At 64.8% G+C, this 15,504-nt stretch carries 12 protein-coding genes and 1 pseudogene; 10 read left to right on the forward strand and 3 right to left on the reverse strand.

What is annotated here, in order from left to right; genetic code table 11:
- Window positions 1-435 precede the first annotated feature (435 nt).
- From FJ948_RS24515 to FJ948_RS24525, 3 genes and pseudogenes are all read left to right on the forward strand, one after another.
- Window positions 436-1,494 carry a YeiH family protein gene (locus tag FJ948_RS24515; RefSeq protein ID WP_140708995.1) on the forward strand — a complete coding sequence of 353 codons (1,059 nt, stop codon included), beginning with the start codon at window positions 436-438 and terminating at the stop codon, window positions 1,492-1,494.
- Between the two features lie 85 nt (window positions 1,495-1,579).
- A pseudogene (locus FJ948_RS24520) lies at window positions 1,580-2,628 on the forward strand (AraC family transcriptional regulator).
- A 172-nt stretch (window positions 2,629-2,800) separates the two neighbouring features.
- Entirely contained in the window at window positions 2,801-3,850 is a 1,050-nt protein-coding gene (locus FJ948_RS24525; RefSeq protein ID WP_140708997.1) for a prolyl oligopeptidase family serine peptidase, read from the forward strand.
- A 588-nt stretch (window positions 3,851-4,438) separates the two neighbouring features.
- Here FJ948_RS24525 and FJ948_RS24530 read toward each other — a convergent pair.
- Window positions 4,439-4,936, reverse strand: a complete 498-nt coding sequence (locus FJ948_RS24530) for a GAF domain-containing protein (RefSeq protein ID WP_140708999.1) — start codon at window positions 4,934-4,936, stop codon at window positions 4,439-4,441.
- Window positions 4,937-5,229: 293 nt separating this feature from the next.
- Between FJ948_RS24530 and FJ948_RS24535 the strand changes: the two genes are divergently transcribed.
- Window positions 5,230-5,463: a hypothetical protein gene (locus tag FJ948_RS24535; RefSeq protein WP_140709001.1), complete on the forward strand. Its 234-nt coding sequence runs from the start codon at window positions 5,230-5,232 to the stop codon at window positions 5,461-5,463.
- Window positions 5,464-5,529: 66 nt separating this feature from the next.
- Entirely contained in the window at window positions 5,530-5,796 is a 267-nt protein-coding gene (locus FJ948_RS24540; protein ID WP_140709003.1) for a DUF1488 domain-containing protein, read from the forward strand.
- Between the two features lie 77 nt (window positions 5,797-5,873).
- On the opposite strand, the gene FJ948_RS24545 is transcribed toward FJ948_RS24540, so the two are convergent.
- Window positions 5,874-6,935, reverse strand: coding sequence for a diguanylate cyclase (locus tag FJ948_RS24545; protein ID WP_140709004.1), 1,062 nt, complete (start codon window positions 6,933-6,935; stop codon window positions 5,874-5,876).
- A gap of 655 nt (window positions 6,936-7,590) precedes the next feature.
- Between FJ948_RS24545 and FJ948_RS24550 the strand changes: the two genes are divergently transcribed.
- From FJ948_RS24550 to FJ948_RS24570, 5 genes are all read left to right on the forward strand, one after another.
- The gene (locus tag FJ948_RS24550) at window positions 7,591-8,634 is read left to right on the forward strand and encodes a LacI family DNA-binding transcriptional regulator (protein ID WP_140709006.1); all 1,044 of its coding nucleotides are present in this window, start codon (window positions 7,591-7,593) and stop codon (window positions 8,632-8,634) included.
- Between the two features lie 74 nt (window positions 8,635-8,708).
- Window positions 8,709-10,001, forward strand: coding sequence for a sugar ABC transporter substrate-binding protein (locus tag FJ948_RS24555; protein WP_246677605.1), 1,293 nt, complete (start codon window positions 8,709-8,711; stop codon window positions 9,999-10,001).
- Window positions 10,002-10,274: 273 nt separating this feature from the next.
- Complete coding sequence (locus FJ948_RS24560; protein ID WP_140709008.1) at window positions 10,275-11,204, forward strand: sugar ABC transporter permease; 930 nt, start codon at window positions 10,275-10,277, stop codon at window positions 11,202-11,204.
- Window positions 11,204-12,061, forward strand: a complete 858-nt coding sequence (locus FJ948_RS24565; protein WP_140709010.1) for a carbohydrate ABC transporter permease — start codon at window positions 11,204-11,206, stop codon at window positions 12,059-12,061. The genes FJ948_RS24560 and FJ948_RS24565 overlap by 1 nt, the downstream gene beginning before the upstream one ends.
- 20 nt (window positions 12,062-12,081) lie before the next feature.
- The gene (locus tag FJ948_RS24570; RefSeq protein ID WP_140709012.1) at window positions 12,082-14,064 is read left to right on the forward strand and encodes a glycoside hydrolase family 127 protein; all 1,983 of its coding nucleotides are present in this window, start codon (window positions 12,082-12,084) and stop codon (window positions 14,062-14,064) included.
- Between the two features lie 46 nt (window positions 14,065-14,110).
- Here FJ948_RS24570 and FJ948_RS24575 read toward each other — a convergent pair whose 3' ends face one another.
- Window positions 14,111-15,181, reverse strand: a complete 1,071-nt coding sequence (locus FJ948_RS24575) for an acyltransferase family protein (protein WP_140709014.1) — start codon at window positions 15,179-15,181, stop codon at window positions 14,111-14,113.
- Window positions 15,182-15,504 lie beyond the last annotated feature (323 nt).

Genomic DNA, 15,504 nt, shown 5'->3' on the forward strand with positions numbered 1-15,504 from the left:
TAGGCCGGCTATGGGACGAAGGCATGGCAAGCGGCGATCCCGTCGACGGCCGCGATGCCTTTGCCCGGATCAAAAGCAAGCTTGATGCTGGGATCGCCGAGCGCACATCGCGATGACGCTGCGCCTACGGGTTTGCGTACATTCCCTGCGGGAAACTACTGATCATCTATCGCCAAACGGACGACGGTGCGGAGATCGCGCGTGTTATTCGTGGCGCGCGGCGGTGGCAGGAATTGTTGTAGCCCAACGGGTTGCGTCCTCGTGGTTGGTGCGCTTGCTTTGGCCGCCAAGCCACCCAGCATCGCCCGCAGGCGCGCTTAAGGCTGTTTGGAAAACAAACCGTTCGCAAAACCAGATCATTCCAACTATAATAATTCGTTGGAAAGATCGGTTGTGAAATGGCATTTCCCCGGCATTCCCGCCTGGAGAATTCCATTGTCTTCCCTGAGCCGCATCGCGAATGATATTCCCAAGACCACGATTTCCGCCGATCTGGCGCAGGGCCGCAAGCGCCTCGATTCGCTGTGGAACGGCGTCATCCCCGGCATCGTGCTGGTGGCGATGATCACGGCCGTCGCCTTCTCGGCCCGCAATGTCTCCGGTTTCGCCTTGTTCAGCCCGATGATCCTGGCCGTGGTCGCCGGCATGATTTATTCCAATGTGCTGGGCACGCCGGCGCATGCCAGAGCGGGCATCGCCTTCTCGCAGAAGCGCCTGCTGCGCTTCGCCATCGTGCTGCTCGGCTTCCAGCTGACGCTCGGCCAGGTCGTTTCGATCGGCGCCGGCGGCGTCGGCATCGTGGCGGCGACCCTTGGCGCCACCTTCCTGTTCACCATCATGCTCGGACGGCTGATCGGCGTCGATGCCAAGCTCACCCAGTTGATCGCCGCCGGCACCTCGATCTGCGGCGCCTCGGCGATCGTCGCCACCAACATCGTCACCGAAGCGCGCGACGAGGATGTGACCTACGCCGTCGCCTCGATCACGCTGTTCGGCACCGTCGCGATGCTCGGTTTCCCATTGCTGGCGCCGCTGCTCGGCCTCGACCAGCACGCCTTCGGCCTGTGGGCCGGCGCCTCGATCCATGAAGTGGCGCAGGTCATCGGCGCCGGCTTCCAGAACGGCACGCAGTCGGGCGAAATCGCCACGGTGGCCAAGCTGACGCGCGTTGCCATGCTGGCGCCGATGGTCATCGCGCTCGGCCTGATGGCGCGCAGCAAGAGCAACCCCTCGGCGGCGCGACCGCCCATGCCATGGTTCGTCGTAGCCTTCGTCGCCGTGGTGGCGCTGAACAGCCCGGTCACGATCCCGGCCGAAATGAAGCAGGCGATAGTGCTCGCCACCACCGTCATGCTGACCATGGGGCTGGCCGCCATGGGCCTGCAGGCCGACATTTCGCAGCTTCGCTCGCGTGGCCTGCGCCCCCTGGCGCTCGCCTTCTGCGCCTTCCTGTTCATCGGTTGCTTCAGCCTGATGCTGGTGAAGCTGATCTGACACGGGCTGTCCTGCGCGCGAGCGCTCATTGGGAATCGAGACCACTTCGGCTAGGGTCGCCTGTCAGCATAGAGCCCCACGACCCATGCCGTTCGTTCCCCTGCCCTTCGTCGTCGCGCTGCTGCTGCTCATCCTGCTCTGGGTCGTCGGCAGGCGCGAGGACGGGGCGGCGCCCAACCTGCCGCTTCTCGGCCTGATCCTGCTTGCCGCTCTGCAATCCGTATTGACCGGCCTGCGCTGGGGTTATGGCATTCGCGAGGTCGGCTACATCGCTCCCGTCTCCGCCGCCATCATGCCCGCGCTGCTCTATGCCGGCGTCTCCAGGCTGGTCCGCGCCAGCGACCGCCGGTGGCCGGCCTTGTTGGTGCTCCATGCGGCGCCGGCGGCAATCGTCATGATGCTGGTGATCGTCCGGCGCGACGCGGTCGACGCGGTGCTCGTCGCAATCGACGTCATCTACGCCTCGGCCATCCTGTGGCTGTTGCGGTCCGGCGCGGATGGGCTTCGCCTGGCGCCCTTCGACGGCGCGGTGCCTGCCTACAGGGCCATCATCGCGGCGGCGGCGGCACTGTGCCTCTCGGCCCTGGTCGACATGCTGGTGTCCTTCGAAATAGCATCCGGGCAAGGCGCCCGCGCGGCGCTGGTGATCGGCATCGCCAATCTCTTCATCCTCGTGATTGTCGGCGTTGCGGCGGCGGCAGCGAGCCAAAGCCACGTTCCCCGCACCATCGCCGAGCCGATGGACCAACGGTCCCCACCCGATGCCGGCGAAGACGCCGGCACGATCGCCAGGGTGAACGAGCTGATGCGGGAAAAGAAACTCTATCGCGACGCCAATCTCAACCTCAACCGGCTTGCCCGGCGCGCCGGAATTCCGGCGCGGCAGATCTCGGCCGCGATCAACCGGGTAATGGCCAAAAACGTCTCGCAATATGTCAACGAACACCGCATCGCCGAGGCCTGCCGGCTGCTTGGCGAAACCGGACAGCCCGTCATCGAAATCATGTTCGCCGCCGGCTTCCAGACCAAATCGACTTCAACCGCGAATTCCGTCGCGTGACCGGCATGACCCCGCTCGCCTGGCGCGAGAAACACGCGCAGGCGCCATTGCTTGCGAGCCCCGTGGGCGGTTGACGACGCTCTTCCAAGGCAGCGGTACCAGATCGCGATCGTGAACGTCCTCGATCGCGATCGCGGTCGCGGGTTTCGCTCCTATCGGCCGATATCGCCTCATCGACACAGCGAGCGCCGCTGGCCGGAGCCTTCGTGGCCGCGGCGATGGCGCTTTCGGCAAACGGAGAGCTCAATGAAATTTCGAACCATGCTTTGCGCCATCATCGTCGCCACGATTGCGCCTCAACATCAGGCCAGTGCCGGCGACGCCGTCGGCGTTCGCCATGTTGCCGCGCCATCGCTGGAGCGCGGCGGCGATCTCGACGTCACCGTCTGGTATCCGGCCGAGCCGGGCGGCGTGACCGTAAACCTTGGCGACAGCGAACTCTTCACCGGAACGTCCGCCGCGCGCGATGCGCCGATATCCCCCGGCAAGTTCCCGCTCATCCTCCTCTCGCACGGCGCAGGCCTGGCCGGCACCCCGCAAGCCATGAGCTGGATCGCGACGCCCCTGGCCAGACAAGGCTTCATCGTCGCCGCGCCAACCCATCCGGGCAATGGCGGGAAAAACAGATCCGCCGCCGAGACGATGAAACTGTGGCTGCGGCCCGTCGACCTCACGGCAACCCTGGACGCGATGGAGAAAGAGGCCTCCTTCCGCGGCCACATCGACCAAGGCAAGGTGGGCGCGCTCGGCCTGTCCATGGGCGGCGGCACGGCGCTTGCCATTGCCGGCGCGCGCGTCGACCCGAAGCGCCTTGCCGCCTATTGCGACACCGGTTTGCTCAATGCCTCGCTGTGCGGCTGGATCAGGCAAAGCGGCGTCGACCTCCATGCCATGGACATGCGGCTCGCCGGCCGCGACAACAGCGACAGGCGCATCCGCTTCGCCATGGCGCTCGACCCCGCACCGTCGGATGTCTTCGACGCTGGAAGCTTTTCCGGCATCAGGATCCCGGTCGACATCGTCAATCTCGGCCAGCCGGGAAAAATCCCTATCACCGCCGACGCCTCCGATATCGCCAAGGCGATTTCAGGGGCAAGCTACGCGACGATCGCGGATGCCAGCCACTACAGCATGTTCGGCGAGTGCAAGCCCGACGCGCCAGCACTCGTCATTTCCGAAGAGATCGGCGATCCCGTCTGCGACGATGGCGGGGGGCGACCGCGCGGTCAAATCCATGCGCAGTTGATCGAGATGGCGGCCGCCGCGTTCAATCGCGCGCTGAAGGCAGCGCCGTAGGCTGCAAGGCAGCGCTCTACGACGCCCCCTCTGTCCTGCCGGACATCTCCCACAATTTGGGCTAGGGGATGCACACATCTTCCATGATCAGCGCGACTGATCGGTCTGAGGCTTGATTGCCAGGTGGTTCCCCCAATCCGTCGCTGCTTCGCAGCGCCACCTTTCCCCCCTCCGGAGGGAAAGGAAGGGAGCTTTGCTGGACGAGAGTTGACGGCAAAAAGCCTGGCGCCTTTCCCCTACCCCGTCGATCGGGGGGGGCCGAAGGACGGGCGAGACCCGTGGCTCGCCCCGGCAAGGTGGCTCGGCGAAGCCGAGACGGAGTGGGGGTCGACCTGCTCAGTACAAGACAATGCATGCGCCAAGCTGCCATGCACGCTATCGTCGAGGTCCAGCCGCTTGGAAATGCGTGCATCCCCTAAACAATTTGGGCGGAGATTGGCAGTTTCAGCGCCGGCTTTCATCTTGCAACGTCGAAGATTGGCGAAAGCCGAAACACAGCCAATCTCCCCACCTGAGGGGGAGATGTCCGGCAGGACAGAGGGGGGCGACGCGGAACTCGACGCCGATGTTTATCCCGATGCCGACCGCTCAGTCCTCGAACGAACTCGACGCGGCATAGATCGCCGCCAGCGACTCGATGCCGGCCTGGTCGGCCGCGTCGAAGCGGCCGGGCGTCGGGCTGTCGAGGTCGAGCACGCCGAAGACGCCCTCACCGTCTTCCAGAAGCACCACCAGTTCCGAGCGCGAGGCGGCATCGCAGGCGATGTGGCCGGGAAAATCATGCACGTCCTTGATCAGCATCGAGGTGCCGAGTTCGACCGCCGTTCCGCACACGCCCTTGCCGACGGCGATGCGCACGCAGGCCGGCTTGCCCTGGAAGGGGCCGAGCACCAGTTCCTCGTCCGAGGCCAGGAAGTAGAAGCCGGCCCAGTTGAGGTCGGGCACCATCTGGAAGATCAGCGCCGAGGTGTTGGCGGCATTGGCGATGGAATCGCCCTCCCCCTCGAGCAGCGCCTTCAATTGTTTGGCGAGGTCACGATAGAACGCGGCCTTGTCCGACGTGTCGATGGCCTTGGCGGCAAACATGGCTGGTCTCCGAATTTCAGCATCGCGGTTCCGTCTCGATCCCGTTGCCAAGGCTCCGCACCAAACGGCCACCGCGCCATACTAGCGTGAATTTCGGCCTCCGCGAAAGCCGCGAGATCGCTCAAAAATTCTTCGCCATTGGAATTAAATATTCAAAAGTATTATGTCGGCGGGCGATTTCGCAATGCAGGCCAGGCGCTAAATAATTCAAAAAATTGATTTTTGCCGTCTGCATGCCTATTTATCGGAAGAGTTCATTTCTACAATTCTCATGCATAAGGGAGATTTTCACGATGGCCGAAGGCAATCAGACGATCATGGAAAAAGCTGAAGCCCGCTTTGTCGACAAGCAGAAGAAGACCGCGGAGCGCAACAAGGCAACCGCTGAATATGTATCCGAGGCGCGGGCCAGGGAGATCAAGACGGCAAGGTTGAGGGAGTTGCGGCTGGCCAAGGAAGAGGCCGACCGCGTCGCTGAAGCCCTAAACCCGACGCCGAAGAAGAAGCGAGCGGTGAAGAAGGCCTAGAGCAATTCCAGGCAAAGTGCGAGGCGGGTTTCCCGCCCGCCATCGCGTCAAATCGTGGAGGCCAAGATGAGCCTGACATTCCCCAATCGCAGCCGCAGCTATGACGAAGCCGGCAAGCGCATCCGGTTCGTCGGCCATGACGGCATGTTCCAGATTTCCTTTTCCGTCGCCGCCGACGCGATGTCGAAAATTCAGCCGTCGACCGTGGCCAATGAAGCAGGCTACCTGGCCACATTCGACACCGAGAGCGGTGCCATTCGCGACGTGGCCTCGAGGGCCTACGACCGCACCCGCAAGAGCATCTATGTGCTGACATCGGACGATTTCGGCTGAGCCGGGTCGCATGCCGGTATCGAACAACGGCTTGGGGCGGTTCGCCGTTTCCGTGAACCGCCGAACTGCTCCAGCCCTCACGCCGCCGCGCTACGGCCTTTCATTCCAGCCTCGGCCTTGAAGATGCGGAACGTGTTGCGGCCTGCCGCCTTGGCGGCATAGAGCGCGGTGTCGGCCTGCGCGAACAGGTCGCAAGGCTGCCCTGCTTCCGCGAAGGCGATGCCGATCGAGGCGCCGAGCCTGAGCGACTGGCCGCAGGCGGCGACCGGTTTGCCCATCGCCTCGACGATGCCGCGCGCCACGCCGGAGACGGCGCCCCGGTCGAGATGGGTCCCGAGCAGCACCGCGAACTCGTCGCCGCCGACGCGCGCCACCAGTTCGGCCTCGCCGCACGCGCCGGCAAGACGCAGGGCCGCCTCCTTCAGGCACTCGTCGCCAATGACGTGGCCGAACGTGTCGTTGACGGCCTTGAAGCCGTCGAGGTCGATCAGCAGCAGTGCGCCGAGCGGTCGACCCTCTTCCACATGCCCAAGCCGCGCCTGGAAGCGGGCACGGTTGGCAAGCCCGGTCATGGCGTCGAATTCGGCCAGATAGCGCATCCGGTCCGACAGGATCTTTTCCTCGGTGATGTCCTGCTTCATGCCGAAGATGCGCACCGGCACACCGGCCTCGCACTCGACGGTGGCGGTGATGCGGATCCAGCGGCAATGGCCTGCCAGCGTGGTGATCTCGGCATCGAGGGTGAAGCCGTTGCGTTCGGCAATCGCGCGGCTGCGCAAAGTGGTCAGCGCCTTGCGCGACTCCCGCGGATAGCACTTGACGATCTCCGAGCGGTCGAGCGCCGAGCCGCGCGGCAGGTCGAACAGGTCGTAGACGACGTCGGTCCAGGTAAGCCGCTCGTCGGGCAGGCTGCATTCCCACACGCCGATGCGCGCGGCCGCCGACGCACGGTCGAAGATCTTGCGGCTGTGCGCCAGCGACACCTCCTGCCTGGCGATCAGCGCCGCCTGCGCGGCAAGGTCCGCCTTCAGACCGGCGATGGTCGCGGCATCGCCGCGGTGGTCGTCGGCGCTGTCGTGCCCTGCCCGCTTGCCGGCCTGCGCGGCCATGCCTTTCGGAGTGCAGGATGTATCGGGCATGGCGGAGCTCCAGCGGAGGGCCACCTTGGCGCAACAGCGATTAAGACTTCGCTGACAATCCGTGGGTCCCTCGCCCCATAAAGGCGGCTACGGCATGCACACAGGTGGCTGGTCTTTGGCGATGGCGTGGATGGCAGCTTCGCGCATGCATTGTCTTAGGCTGCGCTGGTCGACCCCCACTCCGTCTCGGCTTCGCCGAGCCACCTTGCCGGGGCGAGCCACGGGTCTCGCGCGTCCTTCGAACCCCCCGATCGACGGGGTAGAGGAAGGGTGCCAAGCTTTTTGCCGTCAACGCTTTTCCAACGGGGCTCCCTTCCTTTCCCTCCGGAGGGGGAAAGGTGGCGCTGCGAAGCAGCGACAGATTGGGGGAACCACGTGGCAATCAAGCCTCGAGCAGATCAGTCACGCCAATACAGAGGACCGGTTCATAGCGTAGACGGGCGTTGGGGGCGAGGAACCAAGTCTTGCTAGCCTCAGCCTCTCTCTTCCCACCGCTGAGCTTCAAACCACTTTCCCTCTTGAACGCTCCTCCGATCTGGCCTAGCCTCATCTGAGAAAAGGTTTTTCCACCCCTCTCCGATCAGGCTCGGCCATTGGCCGACCTTCTTCCGGCGATTAAGGGAAAACCTTTTCTCAACTGAGGATTTGCGCCGCGATGGCATCGGACGATCAGCCAGTTCCGGTCTTTCCCAAGCCCGTCACCTTGCGTGACGTGGCCGCCCAAGCCGGCGTCAGCGTCGCCACCGCCTCCAAGGCGCTGAACGACCAGGGGCGCATGACGGCCGAGACCCGCGAGCGCATCCGCGAGACGGCGCGCGGCCTGGGGTTTCGGCCCAACAGCCTGGCGCAGAGCTTGCTCAGACGCCGCTCCTTCACCGTCGGCCTGCTCACCAACGATACCTATGGCCGCTTCTCGCTGCCGCTGATGTCGGGCATATCGGACGCGCTGGTCGATGCCGGCGTTTCGGTGTTCCTGTGCCATGTCGAGGAGGATCCGCGCCTCGGCCAGCTCCATGTCGAGGCCATGCTCGACAAGCGCGTCGACGGCATCATCGCCACCGGCAAGCGCATCGACCGCCATCTGCCGGTCGACCTCTCCAACCTGCGCGTCCCGGTGATCTATGCCTTCACCCAGCCCGATCCCGACGCCGTCGCCTTCGTTTCCGACGATGGCGGCGGGGCGCGGCTGGCGATCGAGCATTTCCGCCGGCTCGGCCGCAAGCGCATTGCCCATGTCACGGGCCCGGCGAGCTTTGCCGTGGTGCACGAACGGGCGCGGGCTTACCGCGCCGTGCTGGCGGAAACCGGCCTGCCGGTGATCGAGCCGCTGCTCGGCGCCTGGTCGGAAGCCTGGGGGCATGAGGCGGTGGCGCGGCTGTTCGATGGCAGTGGCGAAAGACCGGATGCCGTCTTCTGCGGCAACGACCAGATCGCGCGCGGCGTCATCGATGCCCTGCGCGAACGAGGCCTCGGCGTGCCCGACGACGTCGGCGTCATCGGTTTCGACAATTGGGAGATCGTGGCCGAGGCGACCCGCCCGCCCCTGACTTCGGTCGACATGAACCTGGCGGCCCTCGGCCGCGAGGCCGGACTGACCCTGCTTTCCCTGGTCGGTGGCAAGCCCGCCACGCCAGGCATCAGAAAACTGCCGTGCCGGCTGGTGGTGCGGCAGTCCTGCGGCCGCCTGCCGGATGGTTGAGAAAGACGGCTGAAAAACGAAACGCCGCGATCGGCGGCAAGCCGCGCATCGCGGCCAATGTGGAGGAGGAGAACATGAGGACTTTGACTGCCAACCTGGCCCTGCCCAAACTCGCCCTGACCAGACTCGCCTTGACCAAACTCGCCTTGACGGCCGCTATTCTGGGCGGCGGCCTGCAACTTGCCGCCGCCGAGACCGCCAACATCTGGGTGCGCGCCGACGGTTCGAACTTCATGCCGAGGATCGTCGACGCCTTCAACAAGGCGCACAAGGACCAGGTCAAGCTCGACATCATCCCCAATGCCGAGATCATCCCGAAATATGGTGCGGCCGCCGCGGGCGGTACCGCACCCGACGCGCTGTCGCTCGACCTGATCTACACGCCCTCCTTCGCCGCCGCCGGCCAATTGGAGGACATCACCGACTGGGCGAAGTCCCTGCCCTATTTCGCCAGCCTGTCGCCGGCGCATGTGAAGACCGGCACCTACAAGGACCATATTTACGGCCTGCCCTTCTCGGCCGACGCCTCGGTGCTGATCTGGAACAAGAAACTGTTCAAGCAGGCCGGCCTCGATCCTGACAAGGGCCCGACCAACTGGGCCGAAATCACCGCCGACGCCGAGAAGGTCAACGCGCTTGGCGGCAACATCAAGGGCTTCTATTTCTCAGGCAATTGCGGCGGCTGCAACATCTTCACCTTCACGCCGCTGATCTGGGCTTCGGGCGGCGACATCCTGTCGGAGGACGGCTCGAAGGCGACGCTGGACAGCCCGCAATTGCGTGGCGCCATCGATCTCTACCGTTCGATGGTCAAGAAGGACCTGGTCCCGGCGGGCGCGCAGACCGACACCGGCGCCAATTTCTTCGCCGCGTTCGCCGCCGGCAATATCGGAATCTCGCCCTCCGGCGCCTTCGCCATCGGCGCGCTCAACACGCAATATCCCGACGTCGACTATGGCGTCACCTTCCTGCCGGGCAAGGACGGCAACTGGTCGTCCTTTGCCGGCGGCGACAATTTCGTCGTCACCAAGGGCACCAAGAAGCTCGCCGTGGTGAAGGATTTCCTGGACTTCGCCTATTCGCTGGAGGGCCAGACGATCCTGGCCAAATACGGCAGCCTGCCGGTGCGCGGCGACATCGCCAAGGACGCGCTCAAGGATCTCGATCCGCGCTACCAGATCGCCGCCGAGGCCATGGCCAAGGGCAAGACGCCCTATTCCGTGGTGTTCAACGACCTGATCAACTCCGCCAACGGCCCGTGGACGCAGATGATCAACGAGGTGTTCTTCGGCGACGACGTCGATGGCGCGATCGCCAACGCCCAGGAAACCATGCAGTCGATCATCGACCAGGCGCCGCAGAAATAGGCGCCTGTCCGGCCGCCCGCCTGTCTCCCTGGGCGGGCGGCCGGAAATTCGCATCGCTAACGGCAGGGCTATCGCTTTGAGACAAGACCCCCTCATCCGGCCGCTACGCGGCCACCTTCTCCCCGCTGGGGAGAAGAGGCTGGCCCCCGCGCCGGCGCCCTCCTCTCCCCTCGGGGAGAGGTCGGATTGCCCCGAATTGCCCTTCGCAATTCGGTTGGCAATCCGGGTGAGGGGGTGCTTGGCCAATGCCGTAACAGCATCGAGCGCCCAGCCATGACCACAATCACCACCACGACCACTGCCCCACCCCGCGTCCGCAAACGCGTCGGCGCCGGGCGCCGGCAATGGATCGGCCTCATCTATGTCGCGCCGGCGGTCGCGCTGGTGATGGTGTTCTTCGTCATACCGCTCGGCATGACGGCGTGGATGTCGCTGCACAACTGGCCGCTGATGGGCGAACATTCCTTCATCGGCCTCGGCAATTATTGGGCGATCCTGCGCGACACCAGGTTCTGGAACGCGCTGAGATTCACCGGCTACTACACGCTGATCGTCACCATCGCGATCTTCGCCGTCGCCTTTCCGCTGGCGATCTTCATCGAGCGGCCGCGCCCGTTCACCAATCTCTACCGCACCATGTTCTTCATGCCGGCCGTGGTCGGCTTCGCCTCGGCGAGCCTCTTGTGGTCGTGGCTGCTCAACGTCGATTCCGGCCTGTTCAGCCCCGCCGCCTACGACCTTGGCCTGATCGACAGGAAATTCAACCTGCTCGCCACCTTCCAGCCGGCCTTCTGGTCGATCATCGCCATGGTGGTGTGGAAGGTCGCCGGCTTCACCATGATCATCCTGATGACCGGCCTGCAATCGATCCCGCAGGACCTGCAGGAGGCGGCCGTCATCGACGGCGCCGGGCCGTTCGCCAGGTTCCGGGCGATCACCTTGCCGCTGATGCGCCGCACTTTGGCGCTGGCGCTGATCCTGTCGGTCGCCGGCTCGATCCTCGCCTTCGACCAGTTCTACATCATCCTGCGCGGCGGCCCGCGCAACCAGACGCTGACGGCGGTGTACTGGATCTTCAACCAGTCCTTCGTGTCGTTCAAGCTGGGCTATGGCGCGGCACTCTCGATGGTGCTGCTGGTCATCCTGGTGGCGCTCAGCCTCGTCCAGCTCTGGCTGCTGCGCAAGCCCGAAGGGCTCGACTGATGGCGCGGGCGATATCAGCCAGAGGCAAGCTCACCGCCCGCCTCGCCAGGCACTCCACAGGCATCATCGCCTCGCTGCTGTTCGTGGCGCCGATCGTGTGGACGGTGCTGTCGGCCTTCAAGCCGGCGGCCGAGGCGCGCCTGCCGCCGCTGCCGCCCTGGCCGACCACGGGCTTCTCGCTGGAGAACTACGCCACACTGAACAGTTTCGGCGACGGCCTGTGGGTCTCGGCGCAGAACAGCATCTACGTCTCGGTGATGACCGTCATACTGTCGGTCATCGTCAGCGTGCTGGCCGGCTACGGTTTTTCGCGCTTTCGCTTTCCGTTCAAGGACCTGTTCTTCGTCCTCATCCTGTCGACGATCATGATCCCGTTCCAGTCGATCCTGACGCCGATCTTCCTGGTGCTGACCAAGCTTGGCCTGCACAACACGCTGACCGGGCTGGTCGGCGTCTATGTGACGCTGCAGCTGCCGTTCTCGATCTTCATGATGCGCAACGCCTTCGACGCCGTGCCGCGCGAGATCGAGGAGGCCGCGCGCATGGACGGCGCCAACAACGCCACCATGCTCGTCAAGGTGATGCTGCCGCTGGTCTGGCCCGGTGTCGTCACCATCGCGCTGTTTGCCTTCCTCGGCGCCTGGAACGAGTTTTTGGCCGCTTTGGTGCTGATGACCGACCAGTCCAAATTCACGCTGCCGGTGATGATGACCGCCCTTCAGTCGGGCCGCTTCGGCGCCATCGACTGGGGCGCCGTGCAGGCCGGCGTCACCGTGATGATGGTGCCCTGCCTGATCCTGTTTCTTGCCCTGCAGCGCTTCTATATCCGCGGCCTGATGGCCGGGGCCGTCAAGTAATCGATCGAATGGAGTAAGTCATGACCGCATCGCCGTCCCGCAAAGCGTCCGCATCCGCCAAGCCGAAGCTCGCCTTCCGCCCGCTGCCGGTGCCGCAGGTAGACGTGCACGGCTTCTGGGGGGACCGCGCCGAGGCGGTCGCGACGCGCACCGCCGACATCCTTTACGACCGCTGCGTGGAGGCGCGCATGCTGGAGCAGATCGACCCCGACCGCCCCTCGCCCGGAATCGTCATTCCGTTCCACTCGCCCTCGCCCGACGAGGCGGCCTCCCCCGGCTTCACCGGCTCGACGGTGACCACGCAGATGTTCTGGGATTCCGATCTCGGCAAGACGATCGAGACCGCGGCCTATTCCCTCTACCGGCGCAAGAATCCTGACCTGGAGAAGAAGATCGACGCCGTAATCGACATGTACGGCAGACTGCAGCAGGACGACGGCTATCTCTCCAGCTGGTACCAGCGCGTCCAGCCCGGCCTGCGCTGGACCAATCTGCGCGACTGCCACGAGCTCTATTGCGCCGGCCACCTAATCGAGGGCGCGGTCGCCTATTACCAGGCCACCGGCAAGCGCAAGCTGCTCGACATCATGTGCCGCTATGCCGACCACATCGCCTCGGTGCTCGGCCCCGAGCCCAGCAAGAAAAAAGGCTATTGCGGCCATGAGGAGATCGAGCTGGCGCTGGTCAAGCTGGCGCGGGTGACCGGCGAGGCGAAATACATGGAGCTGGCGAGGTACTTCATCGACCAGCGCGGGCAACAGCCGCATTATTTCGACGAGGAGGCGCGCGCCCGTGGCGCCGATCCCAAGGCCTATCATTTCAAGACCTACGAATACAGCCAGTCGCACATCCCGGTGCGCGAGCAGGACAAGGTCGTCGGCCATGCGGTGCGGGCCATGTATCTCTATTCGGGCATGGCCGACATCGCCACCGAATATGGCGACGACACGCTGCGCGTGGCGCTCGACCGGCTGTGGGACGACCTCACCACGAAAAACCTCTACATCACCGGCGGGCTCGGTCCCTCGGCGCACAATGAGGGCTTCACCAGCGACTACGACCTGCCCAACGAAACCGCCTATGCCGAGACCTGCGCTTCGGTCGGGCTGGTGTTCTGGGCGAGCCGCATGCTCGGCATGGGGCCGAACGCCCGCTATGCCGACATGATGGAGCGCGCGCTCTACAATGGCTCGATCTCCGGCCTGTCGCTCGACGGCTCGCTGTTCTTCTACGAAAACCCGCTGGAAAGCCGGGGCAAGCACAATCGCTGGAAATGGCACCGCTGCCCCTGCTGCCCGCCCAATATCGGCCGCATGGTCGCCTCCATCGGCAGCTATTTCTACAGCCTGGCCGACGATGCGCTTGCCGTGCACCTCTACGGCGACTCCACAGCCCGTTTCGACATAGCGGGCGTGCCGGTGACGCTGACGCAGGCAAGCCGCTATCCCTGGGATGGCGCTGTCGAGATCACCGTCGAGCCGCAAACGCCGGTCGAACTCACGCTGCATCTGCGGGTGCCGGGCTGGAGCTCCGCCGCCAGGCTGGAAATCAACGGTCAGGCGGTCGACCTCGAGGGCGCGACCAGCGACGGCTACGCCGCGATCCAGCGCGTCTGGCAAAGAGGCGACCGTGTCAGGCTAGACCTCGAAATGCCGATCGAGCGGCTCTACGCCAATCCCGAGGTCCGGCAGGATGTCGGCCGCGTCGCGCTGTCGCGCGGGCCGCTGATCTACTGCGTCGAGGCGACGGACAATGACATCAGCCTGCACCGGTTGACCCTGCCGCGCACGGTCGGAATCGAGGCGCATGACGAACCGGACCTGCTCGGCGGCGTGGTGACGCTTTCAGCCACGGTGCAAGCCGATGCCGGCGACGGCTGGCAGGATGGGCTCTATCGTTCCGAACCGCCGGCCAAGGTCGAGACGCGCCTGACCGCCATCCCCTATTTCGCCTGGGACAACCGCGAGCCCGGCGAAATGCTGGTGTGGCTGCGCGACGGCTGAGGTTGGCAGCGACGCCCGCGCCTTCTGGCCTCGACTGTTTGGAACGTCACTCGGCGGCGACGGGCTGCGGTGCTTTCGGTGCCGCGCTGCCGTCGACATGCGCCCAGGCCGGCCGCTCGAACAGGAACATGCCGAAGCCGATGCGCTGGACGATAAAGTAGAGCACGACCGGGCTGATGATCGAGACCAGCAGCACCGCCAGGCTGAGCATGCCGGTGTCGGTCAGCAGGCCGCTGGCCAGCGCGGCGCCACGGAACAGCGACATCGGGATGGTGAAGGCGACATAGACGACCAGTGAATGTTCGCCGAGCCAGCGCAGCCATTCCATGGCAGGGAATTTCGACAGGAAGCCGCCAAGCACGCACAGCGCCACCGCGCCGGCGACGGCCAAGGTAAGATGCAGCGGCGGCCATGCGGCCAGCCCCATCTGCATGCCGACCGGCTGCATGGCATAGTCAGGCGAATAGACCAGCAGGCCGTTGATGACAGCCCACAGGACGAGCCCGGCGACGGCCAGCGCCGGGCGGCCTTGCGTCCAGTCGACAAGCCGGAACACCAGCGGCGCCATGACGAAGCCGACGTAGAAAAAGACGAAATAGGCCGCGAATTGTTCGACCGCGTAGCTGTCGGGACGAGGCGCCCACATCTGCAGCGCGGCCGCGATCGGGATGACGATCCAGGCGGGGACCGCGAACTGGCGCAGCAGTTTCGCCGCAAGGCCGAACACCGCCAGCATGTAGATGAACCACAGCACGCCATAGGGCTGGACGACGGCCATTGCGAGGTCATGCAGCATGCCGCCGGGATCCCGGCTGAAGATGCCGATCTTTAGTCCTATCGAGATGATCGCCCACAGCACGTAGAAATAGAGGTAGTGGACGACGCGCCGGTCGACATAGCGCCGCCACGGCCGGTCGATCACCTGCGACAGGAAAAGTCCGGAGATCAGGAAGAATTCCGGCATGCGAAACGGCGTCGCGAAGCCGATGACATAGTGGAGGAAGCCGACGCCACCGGTATACTCGCCGGTGTTGTAGGCCGAGTACATCATGACCACGAGGATGATCGAGAGACCTTTGGCCGTGTCCACCCACGGCATGCGCATCGGGCTGTTCATGGCGGCGAATCCAAACCGGGCCGGCCCGGCTGGCCAGCCTTCATTCGGCTAGGTCTAGCACCATCAAGCTTCCCAGATGGTAAACGCGCCGGTCTTTGGGGCGAGGCTGGCAGCGTCCGGGGTCACTCCTGCCGTGTTGAAGTCGTTGGCAATCATCCGCCGTCAGCGCTGCCCCTCACCTACCTGCCGGCATCCTCTCCCCGTAAACGGGGCGAGGGACGCCGTTGTCGCCGATTTCGCCAATCGCCAGCGTTGCAGAAAGAGCGTCGGCCTCGGGGTAGCCCTCTCGCCCCGTTTACGGGGAGAGATGTCCGGCAGGACAG

The organism is Mesorhizobium sp. B2-3-12 (genome assembly GCF_006442205.1).
Lineage (GTDB): Bacteria > Pseudomonadota > Alphaproteobacteria > Rhizobiales > Rhizobiaceae > Mesorhizobium.